This is a genomic window from Oceanobacillus saliphilus (genome assembly GCF_023522835.1).
Taxonomy (GTDB): Bacteria; Bacillota; Bacilli; order Bacillales; family Amphibacillaceae; genus Oceanobacillus; species Oceanobacillus saliphilus.
Genome location: NZ_JALCZU010000001.1, coordinates 410271 through 427118, shown reverse-complemented (window position 1 = coordinate 427118; position 16848 = coordinate 410271). Strand labels below are relative to the sequence as shown.

Here is a 16848-nt window from a genome sequence, read left to right as displayed (position 1 = left end):
GCTCCGTCTAAACGGGAGAGAGCCCTGCCCATTCGGGAGAGAGCCCCGCCCATTCGGGAGAGAGCCCTGCCCATTCGGGAGAGAGCCCCGCCCATTCGGGAGAGAGCCCCGCCCATTCGGGAGAGAGCCCCGCCCATTCGGGAGAGAGCCCCGCCCATCCGGGAGAGAGCTCCTCCCATTCGGGAGAGCCCCCCGTCCAAACGGGAGAGCCCCCCGTCCAAACGGGAGAACCACCCGCCCATTCGGGAGAGAGCCACTCCCGCAACAGCCCCACAACCTTTAATCAAAAAAACACATCAAACCATTTCTCAAACAAACCTCTATCATCTTCACTTTCTTCATACTCATGTTCTGTACAATAGTCACGAGGCTCTGTACCCTTTTCAAAATACATAATTCTGCTTTGCGTGCAATCTGGTGTAGCACGTTTACCTGACGTAGGATCGATGGGAAGTCCGACAACACCGGATGGCATTGCGAACACATCCTGGGCTTGTCCCTCATGCGCAGCTTCCATAAAACGTGCCCAAATTTCTTTCGCATAGGAATTCTCGGCAACAATCTGCATCGGGCGGTTATCATCATAGCCGGTCCAAATGGCGGTGACGATTGATGGACTGTATCCAATCATCCAGCTGTCTGAGCTTGTAGTACCGGACTTGCCGGCGTAAACCCTTGTCAAATTATTGGCAATACTGGAACCTGTTACAGCTGTATAGTCATTCATCTCCACATCGAACATGCCGGTCATCAAATGTGTCAGGATAAACGCCTTTTTAGGGTCGAGCACCTGCACCGCTTTATCCTGCTTTTTTTCGTAAACCGTTTTTCCATTCCGGTCAGAAATTTTCTCAACCGTGTATACGGAAATACTTCTCCCGTTATTTGCAAGCATGCCATATGCAACTGTCATATCTTCCACTGAAACGGATGCAGTACCTAGGGCTAGGGCAGGAACCGCGGGGAAATTGCCCTTTAACCCAAATTGTTCTGCGGTTTCTATCAATTTTTCGGGACCGAGATACATATTTGTTTTTACAGCGTACACATTATCTGATAGTGCAAGTGCCTGTGCCAGGGTTATCGGTTCATTGGCATAGTAACCATTGAAATTGCTAGGCTGATATACTTTCCCGTCTTCCATTGCAAAGGCTGTCGGTTTGCTCATTAACTGTGTACTTGCCGTGTATCCATAATGGAGTGCTGCGTAATACAAAAACGGTTTAAACGTCGATCCGGACATCCGTTTGGCATGAACAGCACGGTTATACGTGCTCTTCCTATAATCTCTGCCACCGACCATTGCGACCACTGCTCCGGAGTATGGATCCATGGAAACGGCAGAGGTTTCGATATCACTGCCATCTTGAATCGTGTTCCGAATATCTGCTTCAAGCTGCTGCTGAAAGTCACTGTTTAATGTTGTATGGATGTGATATCCACCTACACGGACAGTACTAGGATCAAGGTCAAGCAGAATTGAAGCTTCCTGTAAAACATGATCCCTGAAGTATGGAGCAGGACCAGGATCTTCCGGCGTAATCGAATAAACGAGCTTTTCTTCTAAAGCCGCTGTGTGCTCCGCTTCGGATAGGATTTCTTTTTCAAGTAGAGTTCTTAGTATAAGGCGCTGCCGCTCGGTTGCATTCTCCTCATTATTTAACGGAGAATAATAGGTTGGTCCTTTTGGTATTCCGACGAGCATGGAAGCTTCTGCAACTGTCAGGTCCATTACCGATTTATTAAAAAAATAAAAACTCGCGGATTCAATTCCATAGGCACCATGGCCATAGTAAATCGTGTTTAAATATCCTTCGAGAATCTCTTCTTTTGAATAGAACATTTCCAGGCGAACCGTATAAAAGGCTTCTTTAAATTTACGGGACCACGTTTTTTCAGGGGATAAAAACAAATTTCTCGCATATTGCTGTGACAGTGTACTGGCACCCTCCTTCAAAGAGAGGGACGTTGCATTTTTTAAGACCGCAGCTACAATGCGCCGGTAATCAAACCCACTGTGCTCAAAAAAATGCTGATCTTCAATTGCTATCGTCGCATCAATGACAATAGGTGAGATATCATCCAGCTCAAGCCACGTTGATGTATGGGTTCCACGTTCCTCGCCAATAACTGCCCCCGCATTGTCATAAATGATCGTGGACTGGTCGCCTGCAAGTTTGGGAGGCCCCATTAAAAATGCCAGCAAATAAATAAACCCAACAGTAAGAAACCCGGAGACAAACAAGCAAAGCATAATTTTATGAATAAGCATTTTTGGCCAAAGTCGCATAATTCCAATCTCCAATATAAAAAAGTTAGTATCTATCATTATGGGAAGATGATGGTGGATATAAACGAGGCATGTAGAAGTTTCTCTCATTTTCTTAAGTAAAACGTCAGGATTGACCCATACATACCAAAAAACATATAAATATTGATTATCCTTGCTGTTTATAGCTATAATAGGTACATTATAGATTTTCATTAGTTAGAGGCGATAACATGGATTCATTCCAGAAAAAAGTGAAGATTAAACTCAAGACCATGATTGATGATGGCAGTCAAAAAGAGTACAATAACCAGATGCAGTCAGGTAATTATTTTCGGAAAAAAGATTTGGATGTACTGATCTTTGATGAGAAAATGGACGATGGTTCCATTGTTAAAAATTTAATTACCATTCAAAAACATAAGGTTAGTATCAATAGATCTGGTGCCGTGTCGATGAATCAAAAATTCCTTGCTGGCCAAATTACGGAAAATGTCTATCATCATGCCCATGGGAAAATACATATGGAGACTTTTACTGAAAATATTGGCTACAGTAAATCAATTGATTCGATAGAAGGTCACATGACCATAAACTATACCGTCAAATTGAATGGTCAGGACAAACGACAACATACATTAAAGCTGATATATATAGAGGAGGATGTTCAATGAACGTTTTGGAACAAACGGAAATTACATTGAAACAAGAAATTGCAGCAGCGGTCATCCAGGCAAACCTTGCAGCCGAGGAAGAACTGCCAGCAATCATTTTGGAAAAACCGAAAGATAAAGCACATGGCGATTTTGCTTCCAATATTGCGATGCAACTTGCCCGGATCGCTAAAAAAGCACCACGTCAGATTGCCGATGATATCGTAGCAAATCTGGATCAGACGAAAGCTTCCATCGAAAAAGTGGAAATTGCAGGACCAGGCTTCATCAACTTCTTTATGAAAAATGATTTTCTCGGAGAAATTATTTCGACGATTTTAGAAGCAGGGGAAAACTATGGGAAAACAAATACCGGCAATGGCGAACGTGTACAGGTAGAATTTGTTTCCGTAAATCCGACAGGCGACCTTCACTTAGGACATGCTCGTAATGCAGCTTTCGGTGATGTGCTTTGCAATGTTCTTACGGCTGCTGGCTATGAAGTGGAACGTGAATATTACATTAATGACGCCGGTAATCAAATAGACAACCTCGGTCTATCTGTTGAGGCTCGCTATTTCCAGGAGCTCGGTGAAGATGTACAAATGCCTGAGGACGGCTATCACGGACAGGCAATCATCGATATTGCGAAGAAACTTGTGGCAGAACATGGAAATGAATGGACGTCCAAAGAAAAGTCAGAGCGGTTGGCATTTTTTAAAGATTTCGGTCTGAAAAGCTCCCTTGAAAATATTGAAAAAGACTTAAACGATTTTCGCGTGGCGTTCGACAGCTGGTTCTCAGAACGTTCCCTTTATAAAGACGATAAAATTACAGATGCATTAAACACACTGGAAGAAGGAAATTACACGTACGAAAAAGATGGGGCAATGTGGTTCAAGACAACCGATCTTGGGGATGACAAAGACCGCGTGCTCATCAAACAGGATGGCAGCTACACTTACTTGACTCCTGACATTGCATACCATAAAAATAAATTGGATCGTGGATTTGATCACATTATTAATGTGTGGGGAGCCGACCACCATGGTTATATTCCGAGAATGCGTGCAGCAATCCAGGCACTTGGATACCCTGTCGAAAGATTTGATGTGAAAATCATTCAAATGGTAAACCTGTTTGAAGGCGGAGAAAAAGTAAAAATGAGTAAACGTACAGGGAAAGCTGTATCGTTAAGAGAGTTAATGGAAGAGGTTGGCGTTGATGCGGTTCGCTACTATTTTGTTACACGCTCCAATGACTCCCAGCTTGATTTCGATATGGATCTTGCACGTTCACAGTCCAACGATAACCCAGTTTTCTATGTTCAATATGCACATGCACGAATCTGCACGATGCTCGAACAGGCGAAAAATAAAGGATTTGCAATCGATGGCGAAGTTGACACAACCTTGCTTGCGGCCGAAAAAGAACTGGATCTGCTGAAAAAACTGGGAGAATTCCCACAGACAGTGGCAGATGCTGCTGAAAAACATACCCCACATAAAGTAACCCAGTATGTTTTCGATTTGGCAACTTTACTGCACAGCTTCTATAATGCAGAAAAAGTACTCGATTCGGATAACCCGGAAAGAACCAACGCACGGATTGCTCTTATGAAAGCTGTTCGACTGACATTGGCAAACGCGATGGGCCTAATGGGTGTATCCGCACCGGAGAAAATGTAGCAACATAGCTATTTTGAAGCGGAGCGCACTCGCCGCGAGAAGTACCAGGATAAGATATCGGCGGTTTTTACCGATATAACGGAAATACTCCTGTTTTAAAGGGAGTTTTCCGATTTTAACGGCGAAACGTCACTTTTATGAGCGACTTTCCCATATATATCGGCGAATCGCCAGCTACCCTAAAATTTTTTAAAATCCACTGTTTTTCCTTATGGAAGAATAGTGGATTTTTTCTATACAAATATTCTAAATTTTTTACAGGAATTAGTTGACTGAATGCTCAGTCACGTTTAAAGTAGTAGTAAGGATTTTAGAGAACTGTAAATTCCGAAAAATGAAATCGTTATCATTTTAATCACAATATAAGAGGGGGACGCAAGTAAGTGGAAACGTTTATGATTATTAACTGGATCGCATTTTTAGCTATTACACTTTATGCACTCTATCTATTTGCAAAAGTCGTCTCAACACGGGTTGCCTACATAAAATTGGGGAAGAAATCCGAGTTCGATGGCGAAATGAAGCTGCGTATGCAAAGAGTCTGGAAAATTGTATTCGGTCAATCTAAATTATTAAAGGATAAGAAATCCGGAATCATGCATGTAATGATGTTTTATGGTTTCATTCTTGTTCAATTTGGTGCGATTGATATGTTTGTTAAAGGACTTTCTCCAGGCAATCACTTGCCATTTGGAATCTTCTATCCTGGCTTCGTATTTTTCCAGGAATTGGTTACCCTTATGATTCTCGTTGCTGTTGCCTGGGCTTTCTATCGTCGTTACATGGAAAAGCTCGTCCGATTGAAACGGGGATTTAAAGCGGGGCTCGTCCTTATTTTTATCGCCACCTTAATGTTCTCCGTTCTATTTGGCAATGGGATGGCGATGATCTGGCATGGCCACGAACTCACATGGACGGAACCAGTTGCTAGTTTGATAGCGATGGCTTTTGGCTGGCTGTCTGCAAGTGGCGCAATGGTGCTATTCTATGTGGCCTGGTGGATCCATACGATCACCATTCTGACATTCCTTGTGTATATACCGCAATCAAAACATGCTCACTTGATTGCTGCACCGATCAATGTTTTCTTAAGTAAAAATGTTCCTGGAAAACTGAAAAAGATAGACTTCGAGATTGATGAAGAGAGTGAAGAGGAAATTGCTTTCGGGGTTGGAAAAGTAGAGGACTTTGAGCAACATCAGATGCTCGATTTCTATGCATGTGTGGAATGTGGACGCTGTACAGATGTCTGCCCTGCATCAGGCACAGGAAAAATGCTTTCTCCAATGGATATTATGATCAAAGTTCGTGATCATTTGACAGAAAAAGGTGCTGCAGTTACAGGGAAATCGGCATGGGTTCCATCCTATGCATTTTCAGGTGCAACAGGAAATGTCGCGAGTGCGAGTAATGAAGCAGCAGCGACTATCCAAAGCGCAAGCCTTATCGGGGATGTCATTACAGCCGAAGAGCTTTCCGGATGTACGACATGCCGTAACTGTGAAGATGCTTGTCCCGTAAACAATGAACATGTCGGAACAATTATCGATATGCGCAGGTACCTTGTTATGACAGAAGGGAAGATGGATTCGGATATACAGCGCGCAGTTACAAACATTGAACGCCAAGGTAATCCGTGGGGACTCTCCAAAAAGGATCGCATCAAATGGCGTGATGAAGATCAATCCATTCACATCCCAACGGTTAAAGAGTTGAAAAAAGAGGACAAAGAATTTGAATATCTCTTCTGGGTAAGTTCCATGGGGGCATTTGATAGCCGCAGCCAAAAAATTGCGCTTGCTTTCGCTAAGTTAATGAACCAAGCTGGTGTGAGTTTTGCAATCTTAGGTAATATGGAAGCAAACTCAGGAGATACCGCAAGACGAATCGGGAATGAATTTTTATTCCAGGAAATCGCCGAGAAAAACATCAAACAATTTGAGAAAAATGGTGTAACGAAAATCGTAACCATTGACCCGCATGCCTATAATATTTTCAAAAATGAGTATCCGGATTTCGGATTTGAAGCGGAAGTATACCACCATACACAGTTGCTTTATGACCTTGTGAAAACAGGTAAGCTGAAACCGCAGCGTGCCATAAACGAACGCTTGACCTACCATGATTCCTGCTATTTGGGCAGATATAATGGCGTTTATGATCCACCAAGGGAAATCCTGACAGCAATTCCTGGACTAGAGTTAGTCGAGATGGACAGAAGCCGTGAAAATGGAATGTGCTGTGGTGCAGGTGGTGGGCTGATGTGGACAGAGGAAACAACTGGCAACCGGATTAATGTTGCGCGTACCGAACAGGCATTGGCTGTTCAGCCGACCATGATTTCGAGTGCATGTCCATATTGTTTGACCATGCTAAGCGATGGAACAAAGGCAAAAGAGGTAGATGAAGACATTAGCACAATGGATGTTGCAGAGATCCTTGCATTATCCGTATTCCAGGAAGAACAGACGAAAACGGCATAAGACGGAAAACGGATAGAGGGGCTCGATTAGAATACCCCTCTATCTTTTTCGAGAGGAGAAGGTGAGCGAGCGTTCAATCGCAGCTGATGAATTGGAAAATGCCATTGATTTGCTAGAAAGTGCCAATGATTAGAGAGAAATGCCATCGTTCACAGGAGAATAGCCATCGTTCACAATAAAAATGCCATCGTTCAATGTTATAGAGGTAAATGTAAGCCTATAAAACCAAATTAAGAAGGGATGAATCGCGATGAGAAAAACAGTTATCGTTTCAGGGGCACGTACGCCATTTGGAAAATTTGGTGGAGGATTAAAGCCGTTAACCGCATCACAGCTTGGAGGAAAGGTGATCAAGGAAGCATTGCATCGGGCTGGCATGGATGGTTCCGAAGTGGATGAAGTGATTATGGGTACCGTGCTACAGGGTGGCCAGGGGCAGATTCCTTCGCGTCAGGCTGCACGTGAAGCTGGGATACCTTGGGAAGTGAAAACGGAGACAATCAATAAAGTATGTGCATCCGGCTTGCGGAGCGTAACACTCGCAGATCAGCTGATTCGTCTTGGCGATGAAGATATTATCGTTGCTGGCGGCATGGAAAGCATGAGCAATGCCCCCTATTTTCTTCCTGATGCGCGCTGGGGTAACCGCATGGGCGACAAAAGCGTTGTCGATATGATGGTTCACGATGGGCTGACATGTACCTTTACAGGTGTCCATATGGGCAATTACGGAAACTCCACAGCAGAAGAACTTGAGCTGTCAAGGGAATCCCAGGATGAATGGTCCTACCGCAGCCATCAACGGGCAATCAAGGCAATTGAGGATGGAAAGTTTGCTGAAGAAATTGTTCCGATAGAGGTACCGGTACGTAAAGGTGACCCAATTGTAGTGGATACCGATGAAGCACCACGAAAAGAAACAACCGTTGAAAAACTAGCAAGTCTGCGTCCGGCTTTTGATAAGAACGGCACGATTACTGCTGGTAATGCACCTGGCATTAATGACGGGGCATGTGCATTTGTCGTAATGTCGGATCAGAAAGCGGAAGAGCTTGGAAAGACACCAATGGCAACGGTTCTAGGCCACGCAGAAGTTGCTGTGGAAGCAAAGGATTTTCCGCAGACACCAGGACTCGTCATCAATAAATTGCTTGAAAAAACGGGACATAAAAAAGAGGAAATCGATTTATTTGAAATTAACGAGGCTTTTGCAGCCGTCTCCCTTGCAAGCGGGAAAATCGCCGGTATTGACAATGAGAAAGTGAATGTAAATGGTGGAGCGGTAGCTTTAGGACATCCGATTGGTGCAAGTGGAGCGCGTATTATTTTAACATTGATTCATGAACTGAAACGCCGTGGTGGCGGACTGGGAATCGCAGCTATCTGCAGTGGCGGTGGCCAAGGCGATGCCGTTTTAATTGAAGTTCCCAAAGCGTAACAAGAATAAAGGAGGAGTGAAGCTAATGACAATCAAAAAGGTAATGGTCATCGGAGCAGGGCAAATGGGTTCAGGGATAGCTCAAGTCTGTGCACAAGCAGGCTATGAAGTACTGCTCCACGACATGAATGAAGAAGCACTGAAAAAGGGTCTAAACGACATTGAAAAACGACTTGCACGAAATGTGGAAAAGGGAAAAATCGCCGAAGAAGATAAATCAGTGACAATGAGCCGTTTATCTCCATCAAGCGAATTAAAAGATGCTGCAACATGCGATTTGGTTATCGAAGCAGTGGTAGAAAATATGGATGTAAAGGAAGCGGTTTTCCGTGAACTGGATCAAGTTGCACCGTCACATGCTATCCTTGCCTCCAACACCTCTTCATTGCCAATCACGGAAATTGCAGCAGTGACACAACGTCCGGAACAGGTAATCGGCATGCATTTTATGAATCCGGTTCCAGTGATGAAGCTAGTTGAGATTATCCGTGGTTTGCAGACAAGTGACGAAACCTATGAAGCGATTCAAAAAATGACTGACGAATTGAGAAAGACTCCAGTGGAAGTAAAAGATTTCCCTGGCTTTGTATCGAACCGTATTCTAATGCCGATGATCAACGAAGCGATTTATACCGTTTATGAAGGGGTCGCCACACCGGAAGATGTCGATCACGTCATGAAACTTGGCATGAACCATCCAATGGGACCGCTTGCGCTGGCAGATTTTATTGGACTGGATACATGCCTATCCATAATGGAAGTTCTTCATGATGGGTTCGGAGACAGCAAATATCGTCCATGTCCATTGCTCCGGCAATATGTAAAAGCAGGCTGGCTCGGTAAAAAGTCTGGCAGAGGTTTCTATCAATATAGCTAGGAAATGACACACCGAAGAGAGGTGCTAGAAGATGGTTATGAATTTTACCGAAGAACAAGAAATAGTCCGGAAAATGGTCCGTGATTTTGCCCAAAAGGAAGTCGCCGGCGAAATCGAACGGATGGAGACAGAGGACCGTTTTCCGATTGAAATCGTCAAGAAAATGGGAGAGCTTGGTTTGATGGGTATACCGATTCCTGTGGAGTATGACGGCGGAGGGATGGACTTCACTTCTTACATCAGCACGATCCATGAGCTTTCAAAAGTAAGTGCAACGGTTGGTGTTATTTTATCCGTTCACACGTCTGTCGGGACAAATCCGATTTTATATTTCGGAAATGAAGAACAAAAAAAGCGATTCCTACCAAAACTCGCGACAGGAGAATACTTAGGTGCCTTCGCATTGACAGAACCAAGTGCAGGCTCGGATGCCAGCAGTCTGAAGACGAGTGCCAAAAAAGATGGTGACAACTATATATTAAATGGCTCCAAGGTTTTTATTACCAATGGAGGTGTGGCAGATACATACATCACGTTTGCCAGAACAGGTAAAAATGCCAAGGATATCAGTGCCTTTATTGTTGAGAAAAGCGCTCCAGGACTCGTCATTGGTAAAAAAGAAAAGAAGATGGGACTACATGGATCGAACACCGTCCAGCTGACTTTCGATCATTGTGTTGTTCCGAAAGAAAACCTGCTAGGCGAAGAAGGCAAAGGTTTTCAAATTGCCATGGCCAATTTGAATATCGGGAGAATCGGCATTGCAGCACAGGGCCTTGGAATCGCCGAAGCAGCACTTGATTATGCGGTTGCCTATGCGAAGGAACGGGAACAATTCGGCAAACCGATTGCAGCGAATCAAGGTATATCCTTCAAGCTTGCGGAGATGGCAACAGCTGTGGAATCTGCAAAACTACTAACTTACCATGCAGCAGACCTTATCGAAAAAGGCATTCCATGCGGCAAAGAAACATCGATGGCGAAAATGGTCGCAACGAAAACAGCGATGGCCAATGCGATTGAAGCGGTGCAAATTTACGGTGGCTATGGTTATACCGAGGAATATCCGGTCGAGCGGCTGTTCCGTGATGCGAAAGTAACGGAAATTTATGAAGGAACCAATGAAATTCAACATATCGTTATTGCCAAACATCTATTAAATACGTAAGGGGAGATTAGGATGAATTTTAAATTAACCGAAGAACAAGAGATGCTTCGAAAAATGGTCCGTGACTTTGCGGAAAAGGAAGTGCAGCCAACAGCAGCGGAGCGGGACGAAGAGGAGCGATTTGATCGGGAAATTTTCGATAAAATGGCTGAACTCGGGTTGACAGGAATTCCTTGGCCAGAGGAGTACGGTGGAATTGGTGCCGATTATGTGAGCTATTGTATAGCAGTAGAGGAATTATCCAGAGTTTGCGCATCTACCGGTGTAACACTTTCGGCCCACCTATCGCTCGCAAGCTGGCCCATCTATAAATACGGGAATGAAGCACAGAAGAAAAACTTCCTCACTCGTCTCGCAACCGGTGAATCTTTGGGTGCCTATGCATTATCAGAACCAGGTGCGGGAAGTGATGTCGTATCTATGAAAACAACGGCCAAGGATGATGGCGAACATTATATCCTTAACGGAAACAAAGTATGGATCACAAACGGCGGTGTTGCGGATATTTACATTGTATTCGCTAAAACAGATGCTGACGCAAAACATAAGGGAATCAGTGCATTCATTGTTGAAAAAGGTACAGAAGGATTTGCTTTCGGAAAAAAAGAAAAGAAACTCGGAATTCGCTCCTCACCAACAACTGAATTAATCTTTGAAAACTGCCGCATACCGAAAGAAAACATGCTAGGGAAAGAAGGGGAAGGTTTCAAAATTGCCATGTCAACATTGGATGGTGGAAGAAACGGAATAGCTGCCCAAGCGCTTGGTATTGCACAGGGCGCAATGGATGCTGCGGTGGAGTATGCGAAAGGACGTGAGCAATTCGGCAAGCCAATCGCAAATAATCAAGGAATCTCGTTCAAACTGGCAGACATGGCAACGGAAATTGAAGCGGCCCGCCTATTAACCTATCAGGCTGCATGGCTTGAATCAGAAGGCCTTCCATATGGTAAGGCATCGGCCATGTCCAAACTGTACGCAGGTGACGCAGCGATGCGCATCACGGTGGAAGCAGTCCAAGTGTTTGGCGGCTATGGCTATACGAAAGACTACCCGGTAGAACGCTACATGCGCGATGCAAAAATTACGCAAATTTACGAAGGAACCAATGAAATACAGCGCCTTGTTATAGGCAGAATGCTGACGAAATAAAGATTCGCAGCTAAATTCGGTGAAAGAACCGATAAATCCAGAATATCGCTGATAAATCGAAAAAATCGCAGCTAAATTCAACATATCGCCGTTAAAATCTGAGAAATCGCCGATAAAGAAGAGTAAACAACTAACTAGCATCGCAGATAAAATAATCGATACAAGTAATAGTAACAACCCACGGAAAGGAAGTACCAAATGCATGAAATCGTTGAACGGATGAAACGGAAGGATGTACGTGCGCTAGCAAGGGCAATTACGATGGTGGAGAACGACCACCCAGAGAAGCTTGAAATGCTGAGTGATGTATTTTCCCTGGATAAACATGCGATTTATGTTGGTTTGACCGGATCGCCCGGTGCCGGGAAAAGTTCGCTCGTTAACCGGCTAATAACACATATACGTGATGAGGGTAAAACCGTTGCGGTCCTTGCTGTTGATCCTACCAGTCCATTCAGCGGTGGAGCATTGCTTGGTGACCGTGTACGGATGAACCAGCATTTCACGGATGATGGCGTCTATATTCGAAGCATGGCAACAAGAGGAAGTCTTGGTGGGCTCTCCCGTGCTACAAAGGATTCGATTCGGATTTGCGATGCATACGGTTTTGACGTCGTCATTGTTGAAACAGTAGGCGTCGGCCAGTCTGAGCTCGACATTATGAAGGTGGTTGACACGACAGCGGTTGTACTGACACCGAACAGTGGAGATGTTCTACAAATTTTCAAAGCAGGGATTATGGAAATCGCAGATCTGTTTGTTATCAATAAAGCAGATCTCCACGGTGTTGGGAAGCTGAAGGCACTTTTACGTGAGCTTGTTATGATGTCGGCAACAGAAGACCATATAACACCAATTATCAAGACGATTACGACCGAAAACAAAGGAACAGATGAGCTCTGGGAAAAGATTAACGAACACCATGACTATTTGTATACAACCCAATCCGGGAAAAAACAGCGGGAAGAGCAGCTGGAGCTTGAAGTATACGAGTTAATTCGCGAAGAAATCTGGCGAGATGTGAAATCCTTTATGGAAAAACAACAAGATACCCTTCCAGCAATTGAAGCAGATACAGACCCATATCAACTGGCAAAAGACGTGTTTGCAAAATGGAAAAAGGAAGGTGGGATTGCCGAATGAGCGAGGAGAAAATTCTCTCCTCCGTTAAAGACCAGGAATTGGTTAAAAAGCGGAGAAATCAAATCATAAAAGGTGCAATTAAGCTTTTCCAGGAAAAGGGATTCCATCGCACAACAACAAGAGAAATCGCTAAGGAGTCCGGATTCAGCATCGGAACACTCTATGAATATATCCGGACGAAAGAAGATGTCTTATTTCTTGTCTGCGATTCCATCCACGAACAGGTACGCGAGCGCATTGCACATGCTGTTGATCTGGAGTATCCATCTATTCCGAATATGCAAAAAGCAATCCGCTCCTATTTTTACCTGATGGATGATATGCAGGATGAAATCGTCATTCTTTATCAGGAAATAAAATCATTGAAAAAGGAAACAAGGGATTATGTGATGCAAAAAGAGCGAGAGATGGTCGGGCTCGTTGAAAAAGTTATGACGGCCTGCATAAAAGATAGACTATCCGCTAAAGAAGTTGCACTGCTGGCCAATAACATTGTTGTCGGTGGCCATATGTGGGGCTTTCGCAGATGGATTTTGCAAAAGCAGTTTTCGTTGGAAGAATATGTCGACATGCAGATGAACCTTATTGATCATGCGGTAAAAGAATAAAATCGTTTAATTCCCAGAAGGAGGATGAGGAAGGATGGAACAGGTTGAAATCTATTCACCGAAGAACCCCGTCCGGTTTGTGACTGCTTCCAGCTTGTTTGATGGGCATGATGCATCCATCAACATTATGAGAAGAATCCTGCAGGCAAGTGGTGCAGAGGTCATTCATTTAGGCCACAACAGATCTGTCGAGGAAGTTGTCCATGCGGCAATTCAAGAAGATGTCCAAGGTATCGCGATGTCATCCTATCAAGGCGGACATGTGGAATATTTTAAATACATGGTTGATTTACTGAAGGAATTAGGTGCTAGCCATATCCACGTTTTTGGTGGCGGGGGTGGCACCATTATCCCACGGGAAATCAAGGAACTTCACGACTATGGGGTAGCATGGATTTTTTCACCGGAGGACGGGCGGAAATACGGTCTTCAAGGAATGATTAATCGAATGCTTGAGCAATGTGATTATATCCCTCCAATCGATTTGGAAAAAGACCTGGAAAAACTCAGCCAAGGTAACCGGACAGCAATCGCCAAATTGATTACGTTTGTCGAGAGCGATCAAACCGATCCGGATGAAAAACAAAAGGTGTTAAAAGCACTTCAGGACAGCGGTAATAAAGATATTCCTGTTCTCGGTATAACAGGGACAGGTGGAGCCGGGAAAAGTTCACTGACCGATGAGCTGATTCGAAGGTTTATGAATGAAGTTGCAGATCGTAAAATAGCTATTATTTCGATTGATCCGACGAAAAAGAAAACAGGTGGCGCCCTGCTTGGTGACCGTATTCGCATGAATGCCATTTTCTCCGACCGGGTTTACATGCGGTCGCTCGCAACAAGGGATTCACGATCAGAGTTATCAAAGGCCATTCAGGAAGTAATCGATGTCTTACGTGCCTCCGGATATGACCTTGTAATTGTGGAAACAAGTGGGATTGGTCAGGGGGATGCGGCCATCACTGAAATTACGGACCTTTCGATGTATATTATGACAGCAGAATTCGGTGCACCAACACAATTGGAGAAAATCGATATGATTGATTACGCCGATTTTATTGTCATTAATAAATTTGAACAAAAAGGTTCAGAAGATGCTTTGAACCAAGTGCGGAAACAATATGAAAGAAGCCATATGCTTTTTCATCAGGACAAAAATAAATTTCCTGTGTTCGGCACGATTGCCAGTCAATTCAATGATGCAGGGACAAATGCATTATTTGCATCCTTGGTCGATACATTGAATGAGAAATACAACTGGAATGAAGAAATAACGTTTGACCGCAATATTATTTCCGAAAAACAGAACAGCATCATTACAAATGAACGTAGACATTACCTCCAGGAAATAGCCGGACATATTCGCAATTATCACCAACGTGTCGAGAAACAAAGCAACATTGCAACAAAGCTCTATCAGCTGGAAGGAACAAAGGATGTATTGGGCGATGCAGAAGTTTTTCAAGTTCTTGATCAAACGATTGATCAATACCGGGATCAGCTCGAACCGGAAGCCAGAAAGCTTCTTCAATCCTGGGATTCACTAAAAGAAAGCTATAGTGGAGATACGATTACGTTTTCTGTCAGGGATAAGGAAATTGAAATGGATATTACGACAAAATCATTGTCTGGCCTTAAAATTCCGAAAGTCGCCTTCCCAAGATATCGGGATTGGGGCGAGCAGTTGACATGGCTGATGAAGGAAAATTTGCCAGGGGCATTTCCATTTACTGCAGGTGTTTTTCCATTTAAAAGGCAGGGCGAAGATCCAACGAGACAATTTGCTGGAGAGGGAACACCGGAGCGAACGAATCGCCGGTTTCATTATCTTTCAAAAAATGATGAGGCAAAAAGGCTCTCGACCGCATTTGACTCGGTAACACTATACGGTGAAGATCCTGCTGAACGTCCGGATATCTATGGGAAAGTCGGCGAAAGTGGTGTCAACATCTGTACATTGGAAGATATGAAAAAACTGTATGCAGGATTTGATCTAACCGACCCGCTTACATCGGTTTCCATGACCATAAATGGGCCAGCACCGATTATTTTGGCGATGTATTTCAACACGGCAATTGATCAGCAGGTCGAGAAATTCAAGACCGAAAACAACCGTGAACCAAATGAAGAAGAATATAACGATTTGAAGTATAAAACAATATCTGTTATTCGCGGAACCGTACAGGCAGACATTTTAAAAGAAGACCAGGGGCAAAACACATGTATCTTCTCAACGGAATTCGCATTGCGGATGATGGGCGATATTCAGGAATATTTTATTGAAAAAAATGTCCGTAATTATTATTCCGTTTCCATCTCGGGCTATCATATTGCCGAAGCGGGAGCGAATCCAATCACTCAGCTTGCATTCACATTGGCGAACGGATTTACGTATGTCGAGTACTATTTGAGCAGGGGCATGGACGTGAATAAATTTGCACAGAATCTTTCCTTCTTCTTTTCCAATGGTCTCGATCCGGAATATACGGTAATTGGCCGGGTGGCTCGTCGGATTTGGGCAATTACGATGCGGGATAAGTACGGTGCGAACGAACGCAGCCAGAAGCTGAAATACCATATACAAACATCCGGACGCTCCCTGCATGCACAGGAAATCGATTTTAATGATATCCGTACAACACTGCAGGCATTATTGGCCATCCAGGATAACACGAATTCCTTGCATACGAATGCATATGATGAAGCAATTACGACCCCAACGGAGGAATCGGTCCGCCGTGCAATGGCCATCCAGATGATCATTAACAAAGAATTTGGACTCACGAAGAACGAAAATTCGTTGCAAGGATCATTCATTGTCGATGAACTTACAGATCTGGTGGAGGAAGCGGTTTTACAGGAGTTTGAGAAAATGAATGACCGTGGGGGCGTACTTGGTGCAATGGAGCGCCAATACCAACGGGGGAAAATCCAAGAAGAATCGCTCTATTATGAAGGGAAAAAGCATTCAGGAGAACTGCCGATTGTCGGTGTCAATACGTACTTAAATCCGAATCCACAAACTGATGAAGATATCGATTCCATGGAACTGGCACGTGCATCGAAAGAGGAAAAAGAACATCAGATTACAGAATTACGTAAGTTCCAGAATACGCATAAAGATAAAACCGATGAAGCTTTGAGGCGCTTAAAGCATGTTGCAGCATCCGGTGGAAACATTTTCGCAGAGCTTCTGGAAACGGTTAAAGTGGCAAGTCTTGGTCAAATAACAACAGCCCTTTACGAAGTTGGAGGTCAGTATCGAAGAAATATGTAATTCGAGAAGCTACCTACTTCAGGCTACTGGAATTTCGGGTTGCTAAACGAAAGTAATCACGAAGCAATTTTAAAAGCATGGAAAATTGATGA

General features: G+C 43.9%; 11 protein-coding genes. 10 read left to right on the top strand and 1 reads right to left on the bottom strand.

The genetic code is table 11. The features are described 5' to 3' along the window. Positions 1-283 precede the first annotated feature (283 nt). A complete protein-coding gene (locus MN204_RS01825) occupies positions 284-2290 on the bottom strand; it encodes a transglycosylase domain-containing protein (protein WP_249869357.1) in 2007 nt (668 codons plus the stop codon). A gap of 212 nt (positions 2291-2502) precedes the next feature. On the opposite strand from MN204_RS01825, the gene MN204_RS01820 reads away from it, so the two are divergent. From MN204_RS01820 to icmF, 10 genes are all read left to right on the top strand, one after another. Further along, positions 2503-2943 carry a YwiB family protein gene (locus tag MN204_RS01820; protein ID WP_249869356.1) on the top strand — a complete coding sequence of 147 codons (441 nt, stop codon included), beginning with the start codon at positions 2503-2505 and terminating at the stop codon, positions 2941-2943. After that, positions 2940-4610, top strand: coding sequence for an arginine--tRNA ligase (gene argS, locus MN204_RS01815; protein WP_249869355.1), 1671 nt, complete (start codon positions 2940-2942; stop codon positions 4608-4610). Before MN204_RS01820 ends, argS begins: the two co-directional genes overlap by 4 nt. 383 nt (positions 4611-4993) lie before the next feature. Beyond that, positions 4994-7093 (top strand): (Fe-S)-binding protein, encoded by a 2100-nt coding sequence (locus tag MN204_RS01810; RefSeq protein WP_249869354.1) that lies wholly within the window; start codon positions 4994-4996, stop codon positions 7091-7093. Positions 7094-7343: 250 nt separating this feature from the next. After that, a complete protein-coding gene (locus tag MN204_RS01805) occupies positions 7344-8531 on the top strand; it encodes an acetyl-CoA C-acetyltransferase (protein ID WP_249869353.1) in 1188 nt (395 codons plus the stop codon). 25 nt (positions 8532-8556) lie between these two features. Next, positions 8557-9408, top strand: coding sequence for a 3-hydroxybutyryl-CoA dehydrogenase (locus MN204_RS01800; RefSeq protein WP_249869352.1), 852 nt, complete (start codon positions 8557-8559; stop codon positions 9406-9408). 31 nt (positions 9409-9439) lie between these two features. Next, positions 9440-10576 (top strand): acyl-CoA dehydrogenase, encoded by a 1137-nt coding sequence (locus tag MN204_RS01795; protein ID WP_249869351.1) that lies wholly within the window; start codon positions 9440-9442, stop codon positions 10574-10576. Between the two features lie 12 nt (positions 10577-10588). Next, the gene (locus MN204_RS01790) at positions 10589-11728 is read left to right on the top strand and encodes an acyl-CoA dehydrogenase (protein WP_249869350.1); all 1140 of its coding nucleotides are present in this window, start codon (positions 10589-10591) and stop codon (positions 11726-11728) included. 198 nt (positions 11729-11926) lie between these two features. Continuing rightward, the gene (gene meaB / locus MN204_RS01785) at positions 11927-12871 is read left to right on the top strand and encodes a methylmalonyl Co-A mutase-associated GTPase MeaB (protein WP_249869349.1); all 945 of its coding nucleotides are present in this window, start codon (positions 11927-11929) and stop codon (positions 12869-12871) included. After that, positions 12868-13479, top strand: coding sequence for a TetR/AcrR family transcriptional regulator (locus tag MN204_RS01780; RefSeq protein ID WP_249869348.1), 612 nt, complete (start codon positions 12868-12870; stop codon positions 13477-13479). The genes meaB and MN204_RS01780 overlap by 4 nt, the downstream gene beginning before the upstream one ends. Before the next feature lie 34 nt (positions 13480-13513). Next, positions 13514-16756 carry a fused isobutyryl-CoA mutase/GTPase IcmF gene (icmF, locus tag MN204_RS01775; RefSeq protein ID WP_249869347.1) on the top strand — a complete coding sequence of 1081 codons (3243 nt, stop codon included), beginning with the start codon at positions 13514-13516 and terminating at the stop codon, positions 16754-16756. Positions 16757-16848: the final 92 nt, after the last annotated feature.

Excerpts from the sequence above, each read along its gene's own strand:
- MN204_RS01825 (WP_249869357.1), bottom strand. The coding sequence starts at position 2,290 with ATGCGACTTTGGCCAAAAATGCTTATTCATAAAATTATGCTTTGCTTG.
- MN204_RS01795 (WP_249869351.1), top strand. The coding sequence starts at position 9,440 with ATGGTTATGAATTTTACCGAAGAACAAGAAATAGTCCGGAAAATGGTC.
- MN204_RS01790 (WP_249869350.1), top strand. The coding sequence starts at position 10,589 with ATGAATTTTAAATTAACCGAAGAACAAGAGATGCTTCGAAAAATGGTC.
- MN204_RS01805 (WP_249869353.1), top strand. The coding sequence starts at position 7,344 with ATGAGAAAAACAGTTATCGTTTCAGGGGCACGTACGCCATTTGGAAAA.
- argS (WP_249869355.1), top strand. The coding sequence starts at position 2,940 with ATGAACGTTTTGGAACAAACGGAAATTACATTGAAACAAGAAATTGCA.
- MN204_RS01800 (WP_249869352.1), top strand. The coding sequence starts at position 8,557 with ATGACAATCAAAAAGGTAATGGTCATCGGAGCAGGGCAAATGGGTTCA.
- MN204_RS01820 (WP_249869356.1), top strand. The coding sequence starts at position 2,503 with ATGGATTCATTCCAGAAAAAAGTGAAGATTAAACTCAAGACCATGATT.
- icmF (WP_249869347.1), top strand. The coding sequence starts at position 13,514 with ATGGAACAGGTTGAAATCTATTCACCGAAGAACCCCGTCCGGTTTGTG.
- meaB (WP_249869349.1), top strand. The coding sequence starts at position 11,927 with ATGCATGAAATCGTTGAACGGATGAAACGGAAGGATGTACGTGCGCTA.
- MN204_RS01780 (WP_249869348.1), top strand. The coding sequence starts at position 12,868 with ATGAGCGAGGAGAAAATTCTCTCCTCCGTTAAAGACCAGGAATTGGTT.